Genomic DNA, 23,628 nt, shown 5'->3' on the forward strand with positions numbered 1-23,628 from the left:
GGGAGGGGCTGATGTCTGATCTGATTACTGTAGCTCGCCCCTACGCCAAAGCAGCTTTTGACTTTGCTGTTGAGCATCAAAGCATCGATCGCTGGCAATCCATGCTGGCGTTTGCCGCAGAAGTGGCTCGCAACGAACAGATCGCAGATCTTCTTTCCGGTGCGCTCGCACCGGAAGCTTTGTCTGCTTCTTTCATTGCAGTTTGTGGCGATCAACTTGATGAAAACGCCCAGAACCTGATTAAGGTAATGGCCGAAAACGGACGTTTGACAGCGCTTCCAGCCGTACTGGCTCAGTACATTCAACTGCGTGACGCTTATGAAGCGACAGCCGAAGTTGATGTGATTTCTGCCAGCACGCTGAGTGACAGTCAGCTGACTAAAATCAGCGCCGCGATGGAAAAACGTCTGTCACGTAAAGTTAAGCTGAATTGCAAAATTGATAAGTCTGTAATGGCAGGTGTGGTTATCCGTGCGGGTGACCTGGTCATTGATGGCAGCGTACGCGGCCGTCTTGATCGTCTGGCAGACGTCTTGCAGTCTTAAGGGGACTGGAGCATATGCAACTGAATTCCACCGAAATCAGCGAACTGATCAAGCAGCGCATTGCTCAGTTCAATGTCGTGAGTGAAGCTCACAACGAAGGTACTATTGTTTCTGTAAGTGACGGTATCATCCGCGTACACGGCCTGGCCGATGTCATGCAGGGTGAGATGATTGCCCTGCCGGGCAACCGTTACGCTATCGCACTGAACCTCGAGCGTGACTCGGTTGGTGCAGTAGTGATGGGCCCGTATGCTGACCTCGCGGAAGGCATGAAAGTAAAATGTACGGGTCGTATTTTAGAAGTTCCAGTTGGCCGTGGCCTGCTGGGCCGTGTGGTGAACACCCTGGGTGCACCGATCGACGGTAAAGGCGCAATCGAAAACGACGGCTTCTCGCCTGTTGAAGTGATTGCACCGGGCGTTATCGACCGTCAGTCTGTAGACCAGCCTGTTCAGACCGGTTACAAATCTGTCGATGCGATGATTCCAATCGGCCGTGGCCAGCGTGAGCTTATCATCGGTGACCGTCAGACCGGTAAAACTGCAATGGCAATCGACGCCATCATCAACCAGCGCGATTCAGGCATCAAGTGTGTCTACGTTGCGATTGGTCAGAAAGCGTCAACCATTTCTAACGTAGTTCGCAAGCTGGAAGAGCACGGCGCGCTGGCTAACACCATCGTGGTTGTCGCTTCTGCTTCTGAATCTGCAGCACTGCAGTACCTGTCACCGTACGCCGGTTGTGCGATGGGTGAGTACTTCCGTGACCGCGGTGAAGATGCACTGATCGTGTACGATGACCTGTCTAAGCAGGCTGTTGCTTACCGTCAGATTTCTCTGCTGCTGCGCCGTCCACCAGGTCGTGAAGCATTCCCTGGTGACGTGTTCTATCTCCACTCTCGTCTGCTGGAGCGTGCATCACGCGTTAGCGCTGACTACGTTGAGCGCTTCACCAACGGTGAAGTGAAAGGCCAGACCGGTTCTCTGACCGCACTGCCAATCATCGAAACTCAGGCGGGTGACGTTTCTGCGTTCGTTCCGACCAACGTAATCTCGATTACTGATGGTCAGATCTTCCTGGAATCTAACCTGTTCAACTCCGGTATTCGTCCAGCCGTTAACCCGGGTATTTCGGTATCCCGTGTTGGTGGTGCTGCACAGACTAAGATCATCAAGAAACTGTCCGGTGGTATTCGTACCGCGCTGGCACAGTATCGTGAACTGGCTGCGTTCTCTCAGTTCGCTTCCGATCTGGACGATGCAACGCGTAAACAGCTGAGCCACGGTCAGAAAGTGACCGAGCTGCTGAAACAGAAACAGTATGCGCCGATGTCAGTCGCGCAACAGGGTCTGGTGCTGTTTGCTGCTGAGCGCGGCTATCTGAACGATGTTGAACTGGCGAAAGTCGGCAGCTTCGAAGCCGCTCTGCTGGCGTTCGCGGATCGCGATCACGCTGAGCTGATGGCTGAAATCAACCAAGCGGGTAACTTCAATAACGAAATCGAAGAGAAGCTGAAAGGCCTCCTCGAAACGTTTAAAGCAACCCAGTCCTGGTAATGTCTGGCGGCTTGTCTGAAAAGGCAGGCCGCAAGGCTTTGAGGAGAAGCTAATGGCCGGCGCAAAAGAAATACGTAGTAAGATCGGAAGCGTAAAAAATACGCAGAAGATCACCAAAGCGATGGAAATGGTCGCCGCCTCCAAAATGCGTAAAACGCAGGAACGCATGGCGGCCAGCCGTCCGTATGCAGATACCATGCGCAAAGTGATTGGTCACCTTGCCTTGGGTAATCTGGAATACAAGCACCCTTACCTGGATGAGCGTGACGTTAAGCGCGTCGGCTACCTGGTCGTTTCGACTGACCGCGGGCTTTGTGGTGGTTTGAACATTAACCTGTTCAAAAAATTGCTGGCAGATATGAAAAGCTGGGCGGATAAAGGCGTACAGAGCGATCTGGCTGTTATCGGTTCGAAAGGCAATTCATTCTTCGGCTCTGTAGGTGGCAACATCGTGGCACAAGTCACCGGTATGGGCGATAAGCCTGCACTGTCTGATTTGATCGGCCCGGTAAAAGTGATGTTGCAGGCCTACGATGAAGGTCGCATCGACAAGCTGTATATCGTTGCCAACAAGTTTAATAACACCATGTCTCAGACTCCGACCATTACCCAACTGCTGCCGTTACCGCCAGCGGAAGGTGAAGAAGAGATGAAGGCGAAGACCTGGGATTACCTGTACGAACCCGATCCGAAAGCGCTGCTGGATACCCTGCTGCGTCGTTACGTCGAATCGCAGGTTTATCAGGGTGTGGTGGAAAACCTGGCCAGTGAGCAGGCCGCACGTATGGTTGCAATGAAAGCTGCAACCGACAACGGCGGAAACCTGATCAAAGAGCTGCAGTTGGTTTACAACAAAGCTCGTCAGGCCAGCATCACCCAGGAACTTACCGAGATCGTCTCGGGAGCCTCCGCGGTTTAACCAGGCATATATCCTGTCGCGCGAGCGCGGCTGGGTATTTTCGTATTAGGTAGAGGATTCAAGATGGCAGCTGGAAAGATTGTCCAGATTATCGGCGCCGTAGTTGACGTCGAATTCCCTCAGGACGCGGTACCGCAGGTATACAGCGCTCTCGAGGTGAAAAATGGTGATGCTCGTCTGGTGCTGGAAGTTCAGCAGCAGCTGGGTGGTGGCGTGGTTCGTACCATCGCCATGGGTACTTCTGACGGCCTGAAGCGCGGTCTGGAAGTTACCGACCTGAAAAAACCTATCCAGGTTCCGGTTGGTAAAGCAACCCTCGGCCGTATCATGAACGTATTGGGTGAGCCAATCGACATGAAAGGCGACCTGCAGAATGACGACGGCACTGTAGTAGAGGTTTCCTCTATTCACCGTGCAGCACCTTCGTATGAAGATCAGTCTAACTCGCAGGAACTGCTGGAAACCGGCATCAAGGTTATCGACCTGATGTGTCCGTTCGCTAAGGGCGGTAAAGTCGGTCTGTTCGGTGGTGCGGGTGTAGGTAAAACCGTAAACATGATGGAGCTGATCCGTAACATCGCGGCTGAGCACTCAGGTTATTCGGTATTTGCTGGTGTGGGTGAGCGTACTCGTGAGGGTAACGACTTCTACCACGAAATGACTGACTCCAACGTTATCGATAAAGTAGCGCTGGTGTATGGCCAGATGAACGAGCCGCCGGGTAACCGTCTGCGCGTAGCACTGACCGGTTTGACCATGGCGGAAAAATTCCGTGATGAAGGCCGTGACGTTCTGCTGTTCATCGACAACATCTATCGTTACACCCTGGCCGGTACTGAAGTATCAGCACTGCTGGGTCGTATGCCATCTGCGGTAGGCTATCAGCCAACGCTGGCAGAAGAGATGGGTGTGTTGCAGGAGCGTATTACCTCCACGAAGACCGGTTCAATCACCTCTGTACAGGCCGTTTACGTTCCTGCGGATGACTTGACTGACCCGTCACCAGCAACCACCTTTGCTCACTTAGACTCAACCGTTACGCTGAGCCGTCAGATCGCCTCTCTGGGTATCTACCCAGCCGTTGACCCGCTGGATTCTACCAGCCGTCAGCTGGATCCACTGATCGTGGGTCAGGAGCACTATGACGTTGCGCGTGGCGTGCAGTCTCTGCTGCAGCGTTACCAGGAACTGAAAGACATCATCGCTATCCTGGGTATGGACGAGCTGTCTGAAGAAGACAAGCTGCTGGTGGCACGTGCGCGTAAGATTCAGCGCTTCCTGTCTCAGCCGTTCTTCGTTGCTGAAGTCTTCACCGGTTCTCCAGGTAAGTACGTCACCCTGAAAGACACCATCCGTGGCTTCAAAGGCATCATGGAAGGCGAATTCGACCACCTGCCAGAGCAGGCGTTCTACATGGTCGGCGCTATCGAAGAAGCCGTAGAAAAAGCGAAGAAACTGTAATTTAGGTTTCCCAGGAGGAATGGTATGGCTATGACTTATCATCTGGACGTGGTCAGCGCGGAGCAACAAATGTTCTCCGGTCTGGTCGAGCGTATCCAGGTGTCAGGTAGCGAAGGTGAGCTGGGGATTCGTCCTGGCCACGCCCCGCTGCTGACAGCCATCAAGCCTGGTATGATTCACATCGTGAAACAGCACGGCGAAGAGGAGTTTATTTACCTCTCTGGCGGCGTGCTGGAAGTTCAGCCTGGCAGCACCACCGTTCTGGCCGACACCGCGATTCGCGGTGAAGACCTCGACGAAGCGCGCGCGCTGGAAGCGAAACGTAAAGCGGAAGAGCACATGAACAGCAGCCACGGCGACGTGGACTATGCTCAGGCTTCTGCGGAACTGGCGAAAGCCATCGCGAAACTGCGTGTCATCGAGCTGACCAAAAAAGCGATGTAATCAGGCTTTATGCGTCACGAAATGCCAGCCCTTTGGGTTGGCATTTTTTTTGCCCCAAATTTGCCGCCTGGCGCTGAGCCCGGCTAATTTCGACCCGAGAAAAATGTAGTAATCTCGGGGTTAAACCTTACACTTTCGAAAGTTGAAGAGAATCAGGATAGTTATGTCTACGAACGCGATGAGTGTGGTGATCTTAGCCGCTGGCAAAGGCACCCGAATGTATTCCGACCTGCCCAAAGTTCTGCATACTCTTGCAGGTAAACCAATGGTTCAGCACGTTATTGATGCCGCAACCGGTTTGGGCGCCCAGCAGATCCATCTGGTTTATGGCCACGGCGGAGATTTACTGCAGTCAACGTTAGCGCATAACGCACTCAACTGGGTGCTGCAGGCAGAGCAACTGGGTACTGGTCATGCGATGCAGCAGGCGGCACCCTTCTTTGCCGATGACGAAGATATTCTGATGCTATACGGCGACGTGCCGCTGATCTCGCAGGCCAGTTTGCAACGTCTGCGTGATGCGAAACCCGCGGGCGGCATTGGCTTACTCACCGTGGTTCTGGATAACCCCACCGGCTACGGTCGTATCGTGCGTGAAAACGGCACGGTGATCGGCATTATTGAGCAGAAAGATGCCTCGCCAGAACAGCTAAAAATTCAGGAAATTAACACCGGCATCCTGATTGCCAACGGTGGCGACCTCAAGCGCTGGCTGGCACAACTTAACAACAACAATGCGCAGGGCGAATTCTATATCACCGACATCATCGCCATGGCGCACCACGAAGGCCGCGTGATCAATGCGGTGCATCCGGCGCGCATCAGCGAAACCGATGGCGTCAACAATCGCCTGCAGCTGGCAACGCTTGAGCGTGTCTACCAAAGCGAGCAGGCAGAAAAGCTGCTGCTGGCGGGTGTGATGCTGCGCGATCCGGCGCGTTTCGATCTGCGCGGTGCGTTGCAACACGGCCGCGATGTGGAGATCGACACCAACGTGATCATCGAAGGCAAAGTCACGCTCGGCAACCGCGTCAAAATCGGTGCCGGCTGCATCATCAAAAACAGCGTGATTGCTGACGACTGTGAAATCAGCCCTTATTCGGTGATCGAAGATGCCACGTTAGCCGCTGCTTGTACGGTTGGGCCTTTTGCGCGTCTGCGTCCGGGCAGCGAGTTGGCGGAAGCGGCGCACGTGGGCAACTTTGTAGAGATGAAGAAAGCCACGCTCGGCAAAGGCTCTAAAGCTGGTCATCTCTCTTATCTCGGCGATGCGGAAATTGGCGCGGGCGTGAATATCGGTGCGGGTACCATTACCTGTAACTACGATGGCGCCAACAAATCTAAAACCATCATTGGCGACAACGTGTTTATCGGTTCGGATACCCAGCTGGTGGCACCGGTCAGCGTGGCGAGCGGTGCCACCATCGCCGCGGGCACCACGATAATGAAAGATGTGTTAGCTGCGGATCTGGTTTACAACCGTAAAGAACAGAATCAAAAATCGGGCTGGCAGCGTCCTGTTAAGAAAAAATAAATTTTAAAGGCCGACAACGATCGGCCTGTTAGCAGTGCCATAAAAAAATATCCCCACTCTCTACAAGGCTCGGGGAAATCAGGTCGTATGACAACGCAATGGCCGAAAGCCATGAAGTCAGGAAATTACTATGTGTGGAATTGTTGGTGCAGTAGCGCAGCGTGACATCGCAGAAATTCTGCTGGAAGGTTTGCGTCGTCTTGAGTATCGCGGTTATGACTCCGCGGGATTAGCCGTCGTCGATCGTCAGGGCCATATGACGCGCCTGCGTCGTCTGGGTAAAGTGCAGAACCTGGCGGAAGCCTCAGAGCAGCAGCCGCTGATTGGCGGCACCGGTATCGCACACACGCGCTGGGCGACACACGGAGAACCGTCGGAGGCCAATGCGCATCCGCACGTTTCTGAGCACATCATCATCGTGCACAACGGCATCATTGAAAACCATGAGCCGCTGCGCGCGCAGTTGCTTGAGCGCGGCTATCACTTTGCCTCAGAAACCGACACCGAAGTGGTGGCGCATCTGGTGCATTGGGAGCAGAAGCAAGGCGGCACACTGCGTGAAGTGGTGCTGCGCGTCATTCCGCAGCTGCGCGGTGCGTATGGCATGGTGATCATGGACAGCCGCGATCCTTCGCTGCTGGTGGCGGCGCGCTCCGGCAGTCCGCTGGTGATTGGCCGTGGCGTGGGTGAAAACTTTATCGCTTCCGATCAGCTGGCGCTGCTGCCAGTGACGCGTCGCTTCATCTATTTGGAAGAGGGCGACATTGCCGAGATCACCCGCCGCGAAGTCACCATTATCGATCGTGACGGTAAAACGGCTAAGCGCGCTGAAATCGAATCGACCGCGCAGTACGATGCTGGCGACAAAGGCATCTATCGTCACTACATGCAGAAAGAGATTTACGAGCAGCCGAACGCGATCAAAAACACCATCACCGGTCGTTTTAATCACGGCGAAGTCGATCTTAGCGAGCTGGGCCCGGATGCTGAGACGCTGTTGAGCCAGGTCGAACATATTCAGATCATTGCCTGCGGTACGTCATACAACTCCGGCATGGTTTCGCGTTACTGGTTTGAGTCGCTGGCTAACCTGCCTTGTGATGTGGAAATCGCCTCGGAATTCCGTTATCGCAAATCTGCAGTGCGTAAAAATAGCCTGCTGATCACGCTGTCACAATCGGGTGAAACCGCCGATACGCTGGCGGCGCTGCGCCTGTCGAAAGAGCTGGGTTATCTCGGTTCGCTGGCAATCTGTAACGTGGCCGGTTCATCGCTGGTGCGTGAATCCGATTTAGCGCTGATGACCAAAGCCGGCACTGAAATTGGCGTGGCATCCACCAAAGCCTTCACCACGCAGCTGGCAGTATTGCTGATGCTGGTGGCGAAACTCGGTCGTCTGCACGGCATAAAAGCCGAAACCGAGCACGAGATTGTGCACGCGCTGCAGGCCTTGCCGAGCCGCATCGAACAGATGCTGGCGCAGGACAAAGTCATCGAAAACCTGGCGGAAGGTTTCTCTGATAAGCATCACGCGCTGTTCCTTGGCCGTGGCGATCAGTATCCGATCGCGATGGAAGGCGCGCTGAAGCTGAAAGAGATCTCCTATATCCACGCCGAAGCCTATGCGGCGGGCGAGCTGAAGCACGGCCCGCTGGCGCTGATTGATGCGGATATGCCAGTGATCGTGGTCGCGCCCAACAACGAACTGCTGGAGAAGCTGAAATCCAATATTGAAGAGGTACGCGCGCGCGGCGGTTTGCTGTATGTGTTTGCCGATCAGGATGCCGGTTTCAGCGACAGCGATGGCATGAAAATCATCTCCCTGCCGCACGTAGAAGAGGTGATTGCACCGATCTTCTACACCGTGCCGTTACAGCTGCTCTCGTACCATGTGGCGCTGATTAAAGGTACCGATGTTGACCAGCCGCGTAACCTGGCGAAATCGGTTACCGTTGAATAATCAGTAATAAGAGTGGGCCCGCAACGGGCCCGCTTCATTTCTGCCCGCTGTCATATAACTGTCACATTTCGTACATTTCACTGTCATCAAACTGTCCTATTTTCCCTCCAGCAGCAATCACTGACTCCTACTAAAAAGGCATTGAGCCTGATTTTTTTGAATCCCCTGGAGGGAACATGACACTGATGCGTAGCACCGTAGCCCGAATCCTCGCCGCCACCTTCGCAGTAAGCGCGGTTTCTGCTTTTGCAGCCACCGATCTGACGGGCGCAGGCGGGACATTCCCGGCGCCGGTTTATGCCAAGTGGGCAGCCGAGTACCAGCAAGCCACCGGTAGCAAAATCAACTATCAGGGTATTGGTTCTTCCGGCGGCGTGAAGCAAATCATCGCGAAAACCGTCGATTTCGGTGCGTCTGATGCGCCAATGAAAGAAGAAGATCTGCAGAAAAACGGCCTGTTCCAGTTCCCTACCGTCATTGGTGGTGTGGTGCTGGCGGTTAACATCCCAGGTGTGAAATCTGGCGAACTGACTCTTGACGGTAAAACCGTGGGCGACATCTACCTCGGCACCATCAAAAAGTGGAACGACCCGGCGATCACTAAACTGAACCCAGGCGTGAAACTGCCAGATTCCAACATCAACGTGGTTCGCCGCGCTGACGGTTCCGGTACTTCCTTCGTCTTCACCAGCTACCTGGCAAAAGTGAACGAAGAGTGGAACAGCAAAATCGGTAAAGGTAACACCGTTAACTGGCCAACCGGTCTGGGCGGTAAAGGTAACGACGGCGTGGCCGCGTTTGTACAGCGTCTGCCGGGTTCAATTGGCTATGTGGAATACGCTTACGCCAAGCAGAACAACCTGACCTACACCAAACTGGTTGATGCCGACGGTAAAGCGGTCGCACCAAGCGAAGAGAGCTTTGCTAACGCCGCGAAAGGCGCAGACTGGAGCAAAACCTTTGCTCAGGATCTGACCTTCCAGAAAGGCAACGATGCATGGCCGATCACCTCAACCACCTTCATCCTGATCTACAAAGATCAGGCGAATGCGGAGAAAGGTAGCGAAGTGCTGAAGTTCTTCGACTGGGCATATAAAGGTGGCAGCAAAACTGCAACCGACCTGGATTACGCCGCGCTGCCAGAAAGCGTAGCTAACCAGATTCGTGCAGCGTGGAAAGCGAACATCAAAGATAGCTCCGGTAAAGCGCTGTACCAGTAACAGATTGACCCGGCCAGCCGAGACGGTTGGCCAACCCCAATGGGCGGCCTGCGTGCCGCCCTGACATCCCCCTGAGAACAGAGAATTCTATGGCTGCCACTAAGCCGACGTTCAAAGCCCCCGGTAAACAAGGCGACATGATTTTCGGCGCGCTGGTGAAGCTATCCGCGCTTATCGTGTTGCTGTTGATGGGCGGCATTATCGTCTCCCTGATTTTCTCCTCCTGGCCAAGCATCCAAAAATTTGGTTTCTCTTTCCTGTGGAACAAAACCTGGGATGCGCCAAACGAACAATTTGGTGCGCTGGTACCGATTTACGGCACCCTCGTCACCTCGATTATTGCCTTGATCATTGCCGTGCCGGTGAGCTTCGGCATCGCGCTGTTCCTGACCGAACTGGCGCCAGGCTGGCTGCGTCGCCCGCTGGGCACCGCCATTGAGCTGCTGGCGGCCATCCCCAGCATCGTGTACGGCATGTGGGGCCTGTTTGTTTTCGCGCCGCTGTTCGCCGAATATTTCCAGACGCCGGTTGGCAACGTGATGGCGAATATCCCGATTGTCGGCACGCTATTCTCGGGCCCGGCATTCGGTATCGGTATTCTGGCGGCGGGCGTGATTCTCGCCATCATGATCATTCCGTACATCGCCTCGGTGATGCGCGACGTATTTGAACAAACGCCGGTGATGATGAAAGAGTCGGCTTACGGTATCGGCTGTACCACGTGGGAAGTGATCTGGCGCATCGTGCTGCCGTTCACCAAAAACGGCGTGATCGGCGGCGTGATGCTTGGCCTGGGCCGCGCGTTGGGTGAAACCATGGCGGTGACCTTTATCATCGGTAACACCTACCAGCTCGACAGCGCCTCGCTGTTTATGCCGGGCAACAGCATCACCTCCGCGCTGGCCAACGAATTCGCCGAAGCGGAATCCGGTGTTCACGTTGCGGCTCTGATGGAGCTGGGTCTGATTCTGTTCGTGATTACCTTTATCGTGCTGGCGATCTCCAAACTGATGATCCTGCGTCTGGCGAAGAGTGAAGGAGCCCGTTCATGACCGCTATTGAAGTTCAGGCTCGCGCTGAGCTGGAAGCCTCGCGCCGCAAAATGCAGGCATGGCGCAGTACTAAAAACAAAATTGCCCTGACGCTGTCGCTGATGACCATGGCATTCGGTCTGTTCTGGCTGGTGTGGATTCTGTTCACCACCGTTGCGCGCGGCGTTGATGGGTTGAGCTGGGAGCTGTTTACCGAATCGACACCGCCGCCCAACACCGCAGGCGGTGGTTTAGCCAACGCCTTACTCGGCAGCGGTTTACTGATTTTCTGGTCAACGATCATCGGAACGCCGCTCGGCATCATGGCTGGGATTTATCTGGCGGAATATGGCCGTAAACACTGGCTGGCGGAAGTGATTCGCTTCATCAACGACATTTTGCTGTCAGCACCGTCGATTGTGGTGGGCCTGTTCGTTTACACCATTGTGGTATCGCAGATGCAGCACTTCTCCGGTTGGGCGGGCGTAGTAGCGCTGGCGCTGCTGCAAATCCCGATTGTGATTCGTACCTCCGAAAATATGCTGCGTCTGGTACCCGACAGCATGCGTGAAGCGGCTTATGCGCTGGGTACGCCGAAGTGGAAGATGATTTCGGCGATTACGCTGAAAGCCTCGGTTTCCGGCATCATCACCGGTGTGCTGTTGGCCGTGGCGCGTATCGCCGGTGAAACCGCACCGCTGCTGTTTACTGCGCTGTCGAACCAGTTCTGGAGCACCGACATGATGCAGCCGATCGCTAACCTGCCGGTCACCATCTTTAAATTCGCCATGAGCCCGTTTGCCGAGTGGCAAAGCCTGGCGTGGGCGGGTGTGCTGATTATTACCGTGTGCGTGCTGCTGCTGAACATTGTGGCGCGTGTGGTTTTCGCCAAGGGCAAACACTAATTTCCCGGCGCGGCTTCGGCGGCGCTGCTTATGAGAGACGAGAATGAGTAACGTGACTTCATCAGCCGGTAAAATTCAGGTCCGTAATCTGAACTTCTATTACGGTAAGTTTCACGCGCTGAAAAACATCAATCTGGATATCACCAAAAACCAGGTGACCGCGTTTATCGGCCCATCAGGCTGCGGTAAATCCACTTTGCTGCGCACCTTCAACAAAATGTACTCGCTCTATCCGGAGCAGCGTGCTGAAGGTGACATCCTGCTGGATGGCGATAACATTCTGGCTTCCAATCAGGATATCGCCCTGCTGCGCGCCCGCGTCGGTATGGTGTTCCAGAAGCCTACGCCATTCCCGATGTCGATTTATGACAACATCGCCTTCGGCGTGCGGCTGTTTGAGAAGCTGTCGCGTGCCGATATGGATGAGCGCGTGCAGTGGGCGCTGACCAAAGCCGCGCTGTGGAATGAAACCAAAGACAAGCTGCATCAGAGCGGTTACAGTCTTTCCGGCGGTCAGCAGCAGCGTTTGTGCATCGCCCGCGGCATCGCGATTCGCCCGGAAGTGCTGTTGCTGGATGAGCCTTGCTCCGCGCTGGATCCGATCTCAACCGGTCGTATTGAAGAGCTGATCACCGAACTGAAGCAGGATTACACTGTGGTGATCGTGACTCACAACATGCAGCAGGCTGCGCGTTGTTCTGACCACACCGCTTTTATGTATCTGGGCGAGCTGATTGAGTTCAGCGATACCGATACCTTGTTCACTAAGCCCGCAAAGAAGCAGACCGAAGATTACATCACCGGTCGTTACGGCTGATTCAGGAGACGCACATGGATAATTTAAATCTGAACAAACACATCTCCGGTCAGTTCAACGCGGAGCTGGAGCACATTCGCACGCAAGTGATGATCATGGGCGGCATGGTTGAGAAGCAGCTGATGGACGCCATCACCGCGATGCACAACCAGGATGGCGAGCTGGCGCGTCACGTCATCGACGGCGACCAGAAGGTCAACATGATGGAAGTGGAGATTGATGAAGCCTGTGTGCGCATCATCGCCAAACGCCAGCCGACCGCCAGCGATTTGCGCCTGGTAATGGCGATCATCAAGACCATTTCTGAGCTGGAACGCATTGGCGACGTGGCGGAAAAAATCAGCCGCACCGCGCTGGAGAAGTTCAGCCAGCAGCATCTGCCGCTGCTGGTGAGCCTTGAAGCGCTTGGTCATCACACCGTGCAGATGCTGCACGACGTGCTGGATGCGTTCGCGCGCATGGATCTCAACGAAGCCATCAAAATCTACCGCGAAGATAAGAAGGTGGATAAAGAGTACGAAGGCATCGTGCGTCAGCTGATGACCTACATGATGGAAGATCCGCGCACTATCCCAAGCGTGCTGACCGCGCTGTTCTGCGCGCGCGCCATCGAGCGTATCGGCGATCGCTGCCAGAACATTTGCGAAATTATCTTCTATTTCGTCAAAGGTCAGGATTTCCGTCATGTGGGCGGCGACAAGCTGGATGAACTGCTGTCGGGCGATGACGGCAGCAATAAACCCTCTTGATTGATGCGTCGGCGGCCCGTTGCCACTGTGGCTAACGGGCCGCCTGCTTAAATTCTGTCTGTTCTCGGCGATTCCCTCTCTTTATACTTGGCGCACTTTTTTCTGCCAGGTGCTGTTACATGTCTTCCCCAACTCCTAAAAAACAAGCCATTACACCGGCGAAAGCCATGGTGGCGGCCATCAGCGGCTACGCGATGGACGGATTTGATCTGCTGATTCTTGGCTTTATGCTGCCGGCGATCAGCGTCTCGCTGGCGCTCGATCCGTCTCAGGCCGGTTCGCTGGTCACCTGGACGCTGATTGGCGCAGTGATCGGCGGCATCGTGTTTGGTCATCTGAGCGATCGTTATGGCCGCATCCGTATCCTTACCGTCACTATTCTGGTGTTCTCGGTATTCACTGGCCTGTGCGCCGTGGCGCAGGGGTATTGGGATCTGCTGGTGTACCGCACGCTGGCGGGCGTGGGATTGGGCGGCGAGTTCGGCATCGGCATGGCGCTGATTGCCGAAGCCTGGCCGAAAGAGAAGCGCAACCGCGCCTCGGCGTGGGTGGGCATTGGCTGGCAGCTCGGTGTGCTGCTGGCGGCCTTTATCACGCCGCCGCTGCTGAGCGTGATTGGCTGGCGCGGCATGTTCCTCGTCGGTTTGCTGCCGGCGCTGGTCTCGTTTGTGATTCGCCGCAGCATGGGCGAGCCGGAGAGCTTTACCCGCCACGTGGAGAAAACGCCGCAGCTCTCCTTTGGCGCACGTCTTAAATTACTGTTTGCCGATCGCGCCACCAGCAAAGCCAGTCTGGGGATTTTCATTCTCTGCTCGGTGCAGAACTTTGGTTACTACGGATTGATGATTTGGATGCCGAGCTATCTGTCGTCCAGCTTCGGTTTCAGCCTGACCAAATCAGGCTTGTGGACCGCGGTGACGGTGGTGGGCATGACGTTCGGCATCTGGATGTTTGGCGTGCTGGCCGATCGCTTCGCGCGCTGGAAAATCTTCCTGCTGTATCAGTTTGGCGCGGTGGTGATGGTGGTGGTGTATGCGCAGCTGCGCGATCCTACGGTGATGCTGTTTACCGGCGCGCTGATGGGGATGTTTGTGAACGGCATGATTGGTGGCTACGGCGCGCTGATTTCCGATACTTTCCCACCGCAGGCGCGCGCAACAGCGCAGAACGTGTTGTTTAATTTGGGGCGTGGCGTGGGCGGATTTGGTCCATTGGTGATTGGCCTGCTGGCGACCAATATCTCTTTCACCGCGGCGATCACGCTGCTGGCGCTGATTTATCTGCTGGATATCGCCGCCACGCTGTTCCTGCTGCCGAAGAAGCAGAGCAACGAGGATTCGTTAGGGGCGATTGGCTGATTTGGGTTGTGCTGGCTGTCCCCCTCCTCGGTCCTCCCCCATGAATGGGGGAGGAAGATGCTGCAATATGTGGGTTGGGAGTTGCATGTGGCAGCATCTCCTTCCCCCATTCATGGGGGAAGGTCGGGATGGGGGACAGCCAGCACTACCCCACCAAATCCCAGCCACGCGCGCGCCACAAATCCGGCAACTGCGCCATATCATCAAAGCGCGTCACCAGCGGATGATCGAGTTCGGGATTGTGCGCATCGGCGCAGTAGTAAAACACCGGAATCCCGGCCGCGATCCCGGCACGCGCGCCCGCTTCGGAATCATCCACCAGAATGCACTTCTCAATCGGCACCTGCATCTGCTCGGCGGCGTGATACATCAATTCCGGATCCGGCTTCCAGTGGTTAATGTCATACCCGCTGTACAGCTTGCCATCGAGATACGGCAGCATGCCGGTCAATCCCAGCGAATGCTGCATCTTCTTCACCGTGCCGTTTGAAACCACACACATTGGCACTTTCACGCGCTCCACCAGCGCTTTGGCACCGGCAATCGGCTTTAAATCGAGATCAAACAATCTCGCCACTTCGGCGCGATAGGCGGTTTCCACTTCTTCGAGCGGCAGTTCAACCTGATGTTCGGCCGCCACATCGCGGATGATGTCGTAGAGCTTTACCCCTTTATACTGCTCAAACATTTGCTGCAGAGAGCGTTCAATACCGTAGCGGGCAAAGGTGTTGACGTAAGCTTGCGTACAGATCACTTCGCTGTCGATCAGCGTGCCGTCGCAATCAAAAAAAATACATTCCACCGACATCGCACATCATCCTTTTGTTAAACAATAAGCTGACACTCTAGCGCACTGAGCGCAGAAAGCGACCCTGAGCAACCGGTTGCGAAAAATCAGTGTTTTGCCACGCTAAACTCTATAGGATACGCGGCGATAAATTTTTTAGCGGAACAGTGGAATGACTAATCAGGGCCTTTTGCAGCGCATCTTCAAACTGCAGGAACACGGAACCACCGTGCGTACCGAAGTGATTGCCGGTTGCACGACTTTCCTGACGATGGTGTACATCGTTTTCGTTAACCCGCAAATTCTCGGTGTAGCGGGCATGGATACGCAGGCAGTGTTCGTTACTACCTGCTTGATTGCCGCGTTCGGCAGTATTCTGATGGGGCTGGTGGCGAATTTGCCGGTAGCACTGGCACCGGCGATGGGCCTGAACGCCTTCTTCGCCTTTGTGGTGGTCGGGGCCATGGGATACTCGTGGCAGATTGGTATGGGCGCGATTTTCTGGGGCGCGCTGGGTCTGCTGATCCTCACACTGCTGCGCGTGCGTTACTGGATGATTGCCAACATTCCGCTCAGCCTGCGTGTTGGCATCACCGCTGGTATTGGTCTGTTTATCGCCATGATGGGGCTGAAAAACGCCGGAATTATCGTGCCAAACGCCGATACCATTGTGGCTGTGGGTAATCTGACCTCGCACAGCGTGCTGCTTGGGGCGCTGGGTTTCTTCATCATCGCAATTCTGGCTTCCCGCAATATCCATGCGGCGGTGCTGGTGTCGATTGTGGTGACGACCGCGCTGGGCTTGATCATTGGCGATGTGAAATTCAGCGGCGTGTTCGCCGCTCCGCCAGCGATCACTTCTGTTGTGGGCCAGGTTGATATCAAAGGCGCGTTCAACATCGGCATGGCCGGGGTGATCTTCTCCTTTATGCTGGTCAATCTGTTCGACTCCTCCGGCACGCTGATTGGCGTGACCGATAAAGCCGGGCTAACTGACGAGAAAGGCACTTTCCCACGCATGAAGCAGGCGCTGTACGTTGATAGCATCAGTTCGGTGACCGGTTCGCTGATTGGTACTTCATCGGTAACCGCCTACATTGAAAGTTCGTCCGGCGTGGCGATCGGCGGTCGTACCGGCCTGATGGCGGTGATCACCGGGATTCTGTTCCTGCTGGTGATGTTCCTGTCACCGCTGGCGGCGATGGTGCCCTCTTATGCGGCGGCGGGTGCGCTGATTTACGTTGGCGTATTGATGACGGCGTCGCTGTCACGCGTGCAGTGGGACGATCTCACCGAAGCGGTGCCAGCGTTTGTTACTGCGGCGATGATGCCGTTCAGCTTCTCGATCACGGAAGGTATCGCGCTGGGCTTTATCTCTTACTGCGTGATGAAGTTGGGAACCGGCCGCTGGCGTGAAATCAGCCCGTGCGTGGTGGTGGTCGCGCTACTGTTCGTGCTGAAAATCGTCTTTATCGATGCCCACTAAACAGTAAAGGCCGCTGATGCGGCCTTTTTTACGGATGTCCCATCTCATGCGGCGTGACCAAACTGGTCAGGCGCAGAGTACGCGGCCCGATATTGGGTTTACTCATCTCGACATCGCGCAGCGCTTGCCACTGCTGCGCGCCATCAATCTCCCACAGATGTAAGCGTTCGGTGCCGGGCGACAGCGCGCACGACCACACCAGCGTGGGCTCAGCATCACACACCGCCTGAATATCGGGGAACACGGTGGAACGCAGCCGACCGGCCGCAGGATGCAAACGCAGTGAATCAATACCGCTATCGGTTTCGCCGGTGAGCTTGAGAATGCTTTGGCGCAGCGTCCAGATTTGCGTCAGCGCTTCCATGAAATCCTGCTGCGCGTTGATCCATGCTTTTTCGCCGGAGGAGAGATCCTGCGTCAGCATATCCTGTGTTTGACGACTGTGAGCGCGCACAATTTCCATATCCAGTCCGGCGCGGCCGCCTTCTTCGGCCAGCAGCACACCGACAGTGTTTCCGGCGTAGGAAATGCTGAAATCGGGCAGGTTGGCATCGGCAAAACAGGGACGTCCGCTGCTGCTGGTCGTCAGCGCGGGGAGTTCGCGGATACCGTAGATGCGTAACATCAGCTGAGCCAGCAGTTCGCGTGCGGCGAGAAAGCGTCCGCGACGCTTGTCAGCGAAGCGCTGAGCGCTGTTGATCACTTCTTGTGGCACCCGCATGTTCTCAGAAGAAAAGGGCGGATTACCTATCCAACGTACAAAATGACTAGCCATCTGTCGCTCCATGAAAATGGTCGAATAATCATCAGTGCTATTGTAAGAATTTTCTCATGGGTTTGCATCCGGCTTAAGATGGAATAGGCGATATTTCAGATAAGGACGAAGCCATGCGGCAATCCCATTTGGCAACTTTGCATAGAACGCTTTTGCAGAAACCTGCCGGATTGAGTGCCTAACTGTGTGATGTGGTGTAGGATTTGGGCAGTAAAACAGCACATCAAAGTGCGCTAACTCTTCATTCATCTGCCCATTGTGCGCATTGTTAAAACAGGCACGTCGGAGTTTTTTATGTCAGATACCGCTATTTCTCGCCAGGAATCGATCTCGCTTGATGAGTTTCGTCACGGCATGCGTCGCTTAACCGCGGGTGTTTCTCTGGTTACCACCGAATTTCAGGGCGAAAAGCTTGGGCTGATTGCCACGTCGGTCAGTTCGCTTGCGGCTGAGCCACCCAGCCTGCTGGTGTGCGTGAATCGTAGCGCGTCCAGTCATGATGCTTTTACCGCAGCCGGCCATTTTGCCGTGAACGTGCTGCGTGAGCAGCATGACGACTTATGTGCCCAGTTCAGCCAATCCTCACGCCGCGCCGAGCGTTTTCAAAACGGTACGTGGCAGACGCTGAATACCGGCGCGCCGATTCTGGCTGATGCGCTGGTGAGTTTTGATTGCCATCTGGAGAAGGTAGTGGAGTGGAACACGCACAGCGTGCTGCTGGCGCGTATCGTGGGCATTGCTCTGCCAGGTGAAGCGGCAGAGCCGATGATCTACTTCAACAGCGGCTTCCATTCACTGGGATAACCGCTTGAAACGGGCGTCGTGGGCTAAGCCCGACGCCTTTTCTCAATCAGGCAAAGGTGCTGGCTTCATCAAAGCCGAGACGCGGCAGACGCGCATGCAGTTTGCTGGCTTCGCCATAGCCGAGATTGATCAGTAAGTTCACCTGCCATTTGCTCTCGCTAAAGAAGGCGTCGTTCACTTTTGACGGATCGAAACCGGACATCGGGCCGGCATCCAGGCCCAGCGAACGCGCGGCCAGAATCAAATAACCTGCCTGCAAGCTGCTGTTACGGAACGCGGTCTCTTTCGCCAGATCCGGGCTGCTGGTAAACCAGCTGCGCGCATCACCATGCGGGAACAGCTTCGGCAGCGCTTCGTAGAACTCAGGATCCCACGCCACGATCACCGTTACCGGAGCGGACATGGTTTTGTCGACGTTGCCGGAGGAGAGCGCGGGTTTCAGCTTCTCTTTGCCTTCCTGCGAGGTCACAAACACAAAACGGCCCGGCGAGCAGTTAGCCGAGGTTGGGCCCAGCGCGGTCAGGTGATAGAGCTGCTCCAGCACCTCCCGAGAAACCGGTTTGTCCTGCCAATAGCTGTGGGTGCGGGCTTCAATGAACAGCGTGTTCAGCGCCACGCTGTCGAGCGTTGTACTCATGTTTCTCTCCTGTTCAGGCAGCAACTTGCGCCCAATATTTAGCATGAATAATGAATGTACCCAGCAGGACCTGTTCGCCGGGCAATGATCGTTATACTGCAAAGGCGTGGGAGAGCCAAATAACAAAGACGCATGTCTACCGGGCGCCAGATGCGCATGAATGCGCACCCGAAATGAGAACGCCGCAGGCCATTACTTACCAATACAGAAACTGGAGAAGATTCTGCCCAGCAAATCGTCTGAGGTGAATTCACCGGTGATTTCGCTCAGCGCCTGCTGCGCTAACCGTAACTCTTCTGCCAGTAATTCGCCGGCCCACGCACCTAACAGCTGATGCTTGCCCTGCTGCAAGTGGGTTGCGGCTAACTCCAGTGCTTGCAGATGGCGGCGGCGGGCGAGGAATCCGCCTTCCATATTGCCGGCAAATCCCATGCTCTGTTTCAGGTGATCGCGTAGCGCTTCCACACCTTCACCGGTGCGCGCCGAGAGACGAATTAGTGAGTGACCGTTCACTTCAGTGAGGCCCAGCTCTTCGCCGGTCATATCCGCTTTGTTACGCACCACGGTAATTGGCAGCGCTTCCGGCAAACGGGCAACAAAATCTGGCCAGATGGCGGCGGCTTCAGTCGCGTCGGTGGTGGTGCCATCGACCATAAACAGCACGCGGTCGGCCTGCTCGATCTCCTGCCACGCGCGTTCAATACCAATGCGCTCGACCTCGTCGCTGGCTTCACGTAAACCGGCAGTATCGATGATGTGCAGCGGCATGCCGTCGATATGGATATGCTCGCGCAGGACGTCGCGCGTGGTGCCAGCGATATCAGTCACAATCGCCGCTTCGCGTCCGGCTAAGGCATTCAGCAGGCTCGATTTTCCGGCATTGGGACGACCGGCAATCACCACTTTCATCCCTTCACGTAGCAGGCTGCCCTGACGCGCTTCGGCACGCACGCCGTCGAGGTCGCCGATCACCACATTGAGCTGTGCTTCAATTTTGCCGTCGGAAAGGAAATCGATCTCCTCATCCGGGAAGTCGATGGCCGCTTCCACATAGATGCGCAGGTGAGTAAGTGCTTCCACAAGTGCGTTGATGCGCAGGGAAAACGCGCCCTGCAGCGAGTTTACCGCCGAGCGGGCGGCTTGCTCTGAGCTGGCATCGATCAGATCGGCAATCGCTTCGGCTTGCGCCAAATCGAGCTTGTCGTTAAGGAAGGCGCGTTCGGAGAATTCACCTGGTTGCGCAATGCGTAAGCCGGGCAGCGCCACGATGCGCTTGAGCAGCAGGTCGAGAATCACCGGGCCGCCGTGGCCTTGCAGCTCCAGCACATCTTCACCGGTGAAGGAGTTCGGGCCAGGAAACCACAGCGCAATGCCCTGATCCAGCACGCTGCCATCGGCGTCGGTAAAGGGCAGATAGTCGGCATAGCGCGGCTTTGGCAGCTTGCCAAGCACGGCTTGCGCTACCTCAGCGGCTTTGGCGCCGGAGATACGCAGAATGCCAACGCCGCCACGGCCGGGAGGCGTCGCCTGGGCAACGATAGTGTCGCTGTGGCTCATGATTCCACCTTAAACTTTTAGGGTATTAATAAATAAAAATAGGGCGACATAAATGTCGCCCTTTGATTATACGCTGCTGCTGGTCGCAGTCAGGCGTTACGCTTTCTTCTTGTCGCGGCTATGCAGACCACGTTTTTCCAGGCCGCGATAAATCAGCTGCTGCTGGAGAATGGTCACCAGGTTGCTGACGATGTAGTACAGCACCAGACCTGATGGGAACCACAGGAAGAACACGGTGAAGATCACCGGCATGTAGGTCATGATCTTCTGCTGCATCGGATCGGTCACGGTGGTCGGTGACATCTTCTGAATGAAGAACATGGTGATACCCATGATGATCGGCAGAATGTAGTACGGATCCTGCGCTGACAGGTCATGAATCCACAGAATAAACGGCGCATGACGCAGTTCAACCGAGCCTGACAGCATGTAGTACAAGGCCAGGAAGATTGGCATCTGGATAACCAGTGGCAGACAGCCGCCCAGCGGGTTCACTTTCTCCGCCTTATACAGCGCCATCATTTCCTGGCTCTGTTTCTGCTTATCATCACCCAGACGTTCACGCATCGCCTGAATCTTCGGCTGCAGCATACGCATCTTCGCCATCGAGGTGTACTGCGCTTTGGTCAGCGGGTACATGATGCCACGCACGATGAAGGTGATAACGATAATGGAGAAGCCCCAGTTACCGATAAAGCTGTGGATGAACTTCAGCAGCTTAAACAGCGGCTGCGAGATGAACCACAACCAGCCGTAATCTACGGTCAGATCCAGGTGAGGCGCGATGGCTGCCATCTGGTCCTGAATTTCCGGGCCTACCCACAGCGTTGCGCCGAGATCTTGCTGTGCGCCTGCGCCAACGGTCACAGGAGCAGATTTGTAGCCAATTGCTGCGACGCCATTGCCGAGGTTAGTGGTGTACAGCGTGTTATTACCCTGCGTGCGCGGCACCCAGGCGGTAGCAAAGTACTGCTGCAGCATCGCCACCCAACCATTGCTGGTGGTGGTATTCAGGTTCTCGTTATCCGCGATGGTGTCGAATTTATATTTTTCGTATTTCGCATCGCTGGTTGAGTACGCTGCGCCACGGAAGGTGTGCAGAGCAAAGTTGTTGCTGCCGGTATCGCGGTGCTTAGGCACGTCGATGGTCTGCTTCAACTGACCAAACATCGACACTTCCAGCGGCTGCTGAGTGGTGTTGTTGATGTTGTAGTCAACGTTTACCGCATACTCACCGCGCTTGAAGACGAAAGTCTTGGTGTAAACCACGCCGTTTTCACCGGTCCAGGTCAACGGTACGCGCAGTTCGCTCTGGCCATCTGCCATCACGAAGCTATCTTGCGAAGTGGTATACAGCGGACGTGCGCCATTGTTCGGGTTATCCGGGCCGTTGCGGCCAGTTAAGCCACTCTGCGCCTGATAAACGAAGGCCGGTGTAGTTTCAAGCAGCTGGAACGGTGCATCTGAACCCAGTTTGTCCGGGTAAGTCAGCAGCTGAGCCTGCTCAATATCGCCACCACGCGTATTGATGTTGAGTGACAGGACATCTGTCTTAACGGTGATCGTTTTGCCCTGTCCGCTAGCCGGCACGCCGGAAGTGGCGGCATCACCCGCTGCGCTGTTTGTGTTTTGCGTGGTCTGGGTTTGCTGTGGCTGCGGAGCGTGGTCCGTCTGCCAGGCTTGCCAGATCATAAAAGACACGAACAGAAAAGCGATGAGAAAGAGATTGCGTTGCGAATCCATCGTTAATGTTCTCTGGTATCAAAGGTTTTTGGCGGCACAGGATCGTCACCACCCGGGTTCAAAGGGTGGCATTTTAATACGCGTTTTATCGTCAACCAACTGCCTTTTACAACGCCAAAGCGGCGCAAGGCCTCAATCCCATACTGCGAACAGGTGGGATGGAACCGGCAATGAGGTCCCAGCAGTGGGCTGATGGCGCGTTGATAAACGCGTATCAGGGCAATCAGGAGCCGCGAGCCAGGCGACAGTGACGACGCCATAGTTTCTCCAACGCTTCCGTCAGCGCACGGTTATCCAGGTCAGCAATCCCTTTTTTAGCCACGATCACAAAATCCATTGCAGGGAGCTCATGTTGACGCAGACGAAAGCTTTCGCGGGTCAATCGCTTGATCCGGTTGCGTTCATGGGCGCGTTTTACATGTTTTTTTGCGACGGTGAGACCGATGCGGGGATGCCCCAGCGCGTTAAGTCGGCCGAGTATGGTGATTTGCGGCGTACCGGCTCGTTGTGGCTGCTGGAAGACGAAAGTGAAATGAGTGGGAGTTAACAAACGTAACTCCCTGGGAAATGCGAGCTTAACCACGAGGGTTAGCTTTATTACTTAGAAACGGTCAGACGAGAACGGCCTTTAGCACGACGACGTGCCAGAACCTGACGACCATTTTTTGTTGCCATACGAGCACGGAAACCGTGTGAACGGTTGCGCTTCAGTACGGACGGTTGAAAAGTGCGTTTCATGGCGATTTCTACCTAAACTTGAAAATTTTCACTGGGTGACGCGTTTTCGGGCCAGTAAATCGACCAACGCCTCAATGTGTCTTTAATAAAGAGGCGGGATTGTAATAATTGTACAGTCCAGAGTCAATTCACTTCGCTGGTCGCGGCACCTGGAAACCCAGATACAGCCCGCTGATTCCGGGCATCAAGGCTTCACGCAATAATGCCGGGTGGGGAATTATACGGGCTGTGGGTTAAAGCGCAAGGATCGCGCAGGATCTTCTTGCGATCAGTTTGCAGATTTGCTGCACGGAAACGAGAGCTTGCCAGAAAAATTAACGCTTTCAGCCACATTAACGCTGGCTTTTTTCGCAGAAAGCGTAAACTCATTATCGCTTCAGTAGCCTGTGGATAAATTGGATCAAAACTGTGTAGAAAGGGAAGATCTCTGTGCAGCTTTACGTTATGATCCGCCCTTCCGCTGGCGATCCTCGCTGCGATCGCCGGGGAAGACTACCGCGAATAGCGGTCGCAGGCGCTTTCCAACCGTCTGTGTCTAAAAATTACGTTTCTATTTATTAGCGCCTAAAATTCTTATCGATTTTGTACGAGTGGAGTCCGCC

23 protein-coding genes are annotated in these 23,628 nt (G+C 55.1%); 15 read left to right on the plus strand and 8 right to left on the minus strand.

The features are described 5' to 3' along the window. Positions 1-11 precede the first annotated feature (11 nt). The 13 genes from atpH to FCN45_RS19545 all read left to right on the plus strand — a co-directional run bounded on the left by atpH (position 12) and on the right by FCN45_RS19545 (position 14,499). Positions 12-545: a F0F1 ATP synthase subunit delta gene (atpH, locus tag FCN45_RS19485; protein ID WP_008106723.1), complete on the plus strand. Its 534-nt coding sequence runs from the start codon at positions 12-14 to the stop codon at positions 543-545. A 14-nt stretch (positions 546-559) separates the two neighbouring features. Next, the gene (gene atpA, locus FCN45_RS19490) at positions 560-2,101 is read left to right on the plus strand and encodes a F0F1 ATP synthase subunit alpha (RefSeq protein WP_008106721.1); all 1,542 of its coding nucleotides are present in this window, start codon (positions 560-562) and stop codon (positions 2,099-2,101) included. A gap of 52 nt (positions 2,102-2,153) precedes the next feature. Continuing rightward, entirely contained in the window at positions 2,154-3,020 is an 867-nt protein-coding gene (atpG, locus tag FCN45_RS19495; RefSeq protein ID WP_101763910.1) for a F0F1 ATP synthase subunit gamma, read from the plus strand. 63 nt (positions 3,021-3,083) lie between these two features. Then, a complete protein-coding gene (gene atpD / locus FCN45_RS19500; protein ID WP_008106718.1) occupies positions 3,084-4,481 on the plus strand; it encodes a F0F1 ATP synthase subunit beta in 1,398 nt (465 codons plus the stop codon). A gap of 24 nt (positions 4,482-4,505) precedes the next feature. Next, positions 4,506-4,925 carry a F0F1 ATP synthase subunit epsilon gene (locus tag FCN45_RS19505; protein ID WP_008106717.1) on the plus strand — a complete coding sequence of 140 codons (420 nt, stop codon included), beginning with the start codon at positions 4,506-4,508 and terminating at the stop codon, positions 4,923-4,925. Between the two features lie 163 nt (positions 4,926-5,088). Next, complete coding sequence (gene glmU / locus FCN45_RS19510) at positions 5,089-6,459, plus strand: bifunctional UDP-N-acetylglucosamine diphosphorylase/glucosamine-1-phosphate N-acetyltransferase GlmU (RefSeq protein WP_137386820.1); 1,371 nt, start codon at positions 5,089-5,091, stop codon at positions 6,457-6,459. A gap of 130 nt (positions 6,460-6,589) precedes the next feature. Continuing rightward, complete coding sequence (gene glmS / locus FCN45_RS19515; RefSeq protein ID WP_137386821.1) at positions 6,590-8,419, plus strand: glutamine--fructose-6-phosphate transaminase (isomerizing); 1,830 nt, start codon at positions 6,590-6,592, stop codon at positions 8,417-8,419. A gap of 176 nt (positions 8,420-8,595) precedes the next feature. Beyond that, positions 8,596-9,639: a phosphate ABC transporter substrate-binding protein PstS gene (gene pstS, locus FCN45_RS19520; RefSeq protein WP_049852409.1), complete on the plus strand. Its 1,044-nt coding sequence runs from the start codon at positions 8,596-8,598 to the stop codon at positions 9,637-9,639. Between the two features lie 89 nt (positions 9,640-9,728). Beyond that, positions 9,729-10,691, plus strand: coding sequence for a phosphate ABC transporter permease PstC (gene pstC, locus FCN45_RS19525; RefSeq protein ID WP_101763907.1), 963 nt, complete (start codon positions 9,729-9,731; stop codon positions 10,689-10,691). Beyond that, entirely contained in the window at positions 10,688-11,575 is an 888-nt protein-coding gene (gene pstA, locus FCN45_RS19530) for a phosphate ABC transporter permease PstA (protein WP_137386822.1), read from the plus strand. The genes pstC and pstA overlap by 4 nt, the downstream gene beginning before the upstream one ends. Positions 11,576-11,618: 43 nt before the next feature. After that, positions 11,619-12,392 carry a phosphate ABC transporter ATP-binding protein PstB gene (pstB, locus tag FCN45_RS19535; protein WP_101763905.1) on the plus strand — a complete coding sequence of 258 codons (774 nt, stop codon included), beginning with the start codon at positions 11,619-11,621 and terminating at the stop codon, positions 12,390-12,392. A gap of 14 nt (positions 12,393-12,406) precedes the next feature. Beyond that, the gene (gene phoU / locus FCN45_RS19540; RefSeq protein WP_007893583.1) at positions 12,407-13,141 is read left to right on the plus strand and encodes a phosphate signaling complex protein PhoU; all 735 of its coding nucleotides are present in this window, start codon (positions 12,407-12,409) and stop codon (positions 13,139-13,141) included. A 119-nt stretch (positions 13,142-13,260) separates the two neighbouring features. Beyond that, positions 13,261-14,499 (plus strand): MFS transporter, encoded by a 1,239-nt coding sequence (locus FCN45_RS19545; protein WP_137386823.1) that lies wholly within the window; start codon positions 13,261-13,263, stop codon positions 14,497-14,499. Between the two features lie 145 nt (positions 14,500-14,644). On the opposite strand, the gene yieH is transcribed toward FCN45_RS19545, so the two are convergent. After that, positions 14,645-15,307, minus strand: a complete 663-nt coding sequence (yieH, locus tag FCN45_RS19550) for a 6-phosphogluconate phosphatase (protein WP_137386824.1) — start codon at positions 15,305-15,307, stop codon at positions 14,645-14,647. A gap of 151 nt (positions 15,308-15,458) precedes the next feature. On the opposite strand from yieH, the gene FCN45_RS19555 reads away from it, so the two are divergent. Then, complete coding sequence (locus FCN45_RS19555) at positions 15,459-16,772, plus strand: NCS2 family permease (protein WP_101763902.1); 1,314 nt, start codon at positions 15,459-15,461, stop codon at positions 16,770-16,772. A gap of 28 nt (positions 16,773-16,800) precedes the next feature. Here the strand turns inward: FCN45_RS19555 and FCN45_RS19560 are convergent, their stop codons facing one another. After that, positions 16,801-17,547 (minus strand): 4'-phosphopantetheinyl transferase superfamily protein, encoded by a 747-nt coding sequence (locus FCN45_RS19560; protein WP_137386825.1) that lies wholly within the window; start codon positions 17,545-17,547, stop codon positions 16,801-16,803. Positions 17,548-17,841: 294 nt separating this feature from the next. On the opposite strand from FCN45_RS19560, the gene FCN45_RS19565 reads away from it, so the two are divergent. Then, the gene (locus FCN45_RS19565) at positions 17,842-18,351 is read left to right on the plus strand and encodes a flavin reductase family protein (RefSeq protein WP_137386826.1); all 510 of its coding nucleotides are present in this window, start codon (positions 17,842-17,844) and stop codon (positions 18,349-18,351) included. A 46-nt stretch (positions 18,352-18,397) separates the two neighbouring features. Here FCN45_RS19565 and FCN45_RS19570 read toward each other — a convergent pair whose 3' ends face one another. From FCN45_RS19570 to rpmH, 6 genes are all read right to left on the minus strand, one after another. Beyond that, on the minus strand, positions 18,398-18,988 hold the full coding sequence (locus FCN45_RS19570) for a malonic semialdehyde reductase (RefSeq protein WP_137386827.1): 591 nt from the start codon (positions 18,986-18,988) through the stop codon (positions 18,398-18,400). Between the two features lie 192 nt (positions 18,989-19,180). After that, positions 19,181-20,545 carry a tRNA uridine-5-carboxymethylaminomethyl(34) synthesis GTPase MnmE gene (gene mnmE, locus FCN45_RS19575; RefSeq protein ID WP_137386828.1) on the minus strand — a complete coding sequence of 455 codons (1,365 nt, stop codon included), beginning with the start codon at positions 20,543-20,545 and terminating at the stop codon, positions 19,181-19,183. A gap of 96 nt (positions 20,546-20,641) precedes the next feature. Further along, positions 20,642-22,288 (minus strand): membrane protein insertase YidC, encoded by a 1,647-nt coding sequence (gene yidC / locus FCN45_RS19580; RefSeq protein ID WP_137386829.1) that lies wholly within the window; start codon positions 22,286-22,288, stop codon positions 20,642-20,644. Between the two features lie 2 nt (positions 22,289-22,290). Further along, entirely contained in the window at positions 22,291-22,548 is a 258-nt protein-coding gene (yidD, locus tag FCN45_RS19585; protein ID WP_007893564.1) for a membrane protein insertion efficiency factor YidD, read from the minus strand. Further along, positions 22,512-22,871 carry a ribonuclease P protein component gene (gene rnpA, locus FCN45_RS19590; protein WP_036648555.1) on the minus strand — a complete coding sequence of 120 codons (360 nt, stop codon included), beginning with the start codon at positions 22,869-22,871 and terminating at the stop codon, positions 22,512-22,514. The genes yidD and rnpA overlap by 37 nt, the downstream gene beginning before the upstream one ends. A gap of 14 nt (positions 22,872-22,885) precedes the next feature. Further along, positions 22,886-23,026, minus strand: a complete 141-nt coding sequence (gene rpmH, locus FCN45_RS19595) for a 50S ribosomal protein L34 (RefSeq protein ID WP_003849659.1) — start codon at positions 23,024-23,026, stop codon at positions 22,886-22,888. Positions 23,027-23,628: the final 602 nt, after the last annotated feature.

The organism is Pantoea sp. SO10, from assembly GCF_005281435.1.
Lineage (GTDB): Bacteria > Pseudomonadota > Gammaproteobacteria > Enterobacterales > Enterobacteriaceae > Pantoea > Pantoea leporis.

Excerpts from the sequence above, each read along its gene's own strand:
- yidC (WP_137386829.1), bottom strand. The coding sequence starts at position 22,288 with ATGGATTCGCAACGCAATCTCTTTCTCATCGCTTTTCTGTTCGTGTCT.
- glmU (WP_137386820.1), top strand. The coding sequence starts at position 5,089 with ATGTCTACGAACGCGATGAGTGTGGTGATCTTAGCCGCTGGCAAAGGC.
- rpmH (WP_003849659.1), bottom strand. The coding sequence starts at position 23,026 with ATGAAACGCACTTTTCAACCGTCCGTACTGAAGCGCAACCGTTCACAC.
- atpH (WP_008106723.1), top strand. The coding sequence starts at position 12 with ATGTCTGATCTGATTACTGTAGCTCGCCCCTACGCCAAAGCAGCTTTT.
- FCN45_RS19555 (WP_101763902.1), top strand. The coding sequence starts at position 15,459 with ATGACTAATCAGGGCCTTTTGCAGCGCATCTTCAAACTGCAGGAACAC.
- mnmE (WP_137386828.1), bottom strand. The coding sequence starts at position 20,545 with ATGAGCCACAGCGACACTATCGTTGCCCAGGCGACGCCTCCCGGCCGT.
- FCN45_RS19560 (WP_137386825.1), bottom strand. The coding sequence starts at position 17,547 with ATGGCTAGTCATTTTGTACGTTGGATAGGTAATCCGCCCTTTTCTTCT.
- pstC (WP_101763907.1), top strand. The coding sequence starts at position 9,729 with ATGGCTGCCACTAAGCCGACGTTCAAAGCCCCCGGTAAACAAGGCGAC.
- yieH (WP_137386824.1), bottom strand. The coding sequence starts at position 15,307 with ATGTCGGTGGAATGTATTTTTTTTGATTGCGACGGCACGCTGATCGAC.
- FCN45_RS19570 (WP_137386827.1), bottom strand. The coding sequence starts at position 18,988 with ATGAGTACAACGCTCGACAGCGTGGCGCTGAACACGCTGTTCATTGAA.
- yidD (WP_007893564.1), bottom strand. The coding sequence starts at position 22,548 with ATGGCGTCGTCACTGTCGCCTGGCTCGCGGCTCCTGATTGCCCTGATA.
- FCN45_RS19565 (WP_137386826.1), top strand. The coding sequence starts at position 17,842 with ATGTCAGATACCGCTATTTCTCGCCAGGAATCGATCTCGCTTGATGAG.
- pstA (WP_137386822.1), top strand. The coding sequence starts at position 10,688 with ATGACCGCTATTGAAGTTCAGGCTCGCGCTGAGCTGGAAGCCTCGCGC.
- FCN45_RS19505 (WP_008106717.1), top strand. The coding sequence starts at position 4,506 with ATGGCTATGACTTATCATCTGGACGTGGTCAGCGCGGAGCAACAAATG.
- FCN45_RS19545 (WP_137386823.1), top strand. The coding sequence starts at position 13,261 with ATGTCTTCCCCAACTCCTAAAAAACAAGCCATTACACCGGCGAAAGCC.
- atpG (WP_101763910.1), top strand. The coding sequence starts at position 2,154 with ATGGCCGGCGCAAAAGAAATACGTAGTAAGATCGGAAGCGTAAAAAAT.
- pstB (WP_101763905.1), top strand. The coding sequence starts at position 11,619 with ATGAGTAACGTGACTTCATCAGCCGGTAAAATTCAGGTCCGTAATCTG.
- atpD (WP_008106718.1), top strand. The coding sequence starts at position 3,084 with ATGGCAGCTGGAAAGATTGTCCAGATTATCGGCGCCGTAGTTGACGTC.
- atpA (WP_008106721.1), top strand. The coding sequence starts at position 560 with ATGCAACTGAATTCCACCGAAATCAGCGAACTGATCAAGCAGCGCATT.
- phoU (WP_007893583.1), top strand. The coding sequence starts at position 12,407 with ATGGATAATTTAAATCTGAACAAACACATCTCCGGTCAGTTCAACGCG.
- pstS (WP_049852409.1), top strand. The coding sequence starts at position 8,596 with ATGACACTGATGCGTAGCACCGTAGCCCGAATCCTCGCCGCCACCTTC.
- glmS (WP_137386821.1), top strand. The coding sequence starts at position 6,590 with ATGTGTGGAATTGTTGGTGCAGTAGCGCAGCGTGACATCGCAGAAATT.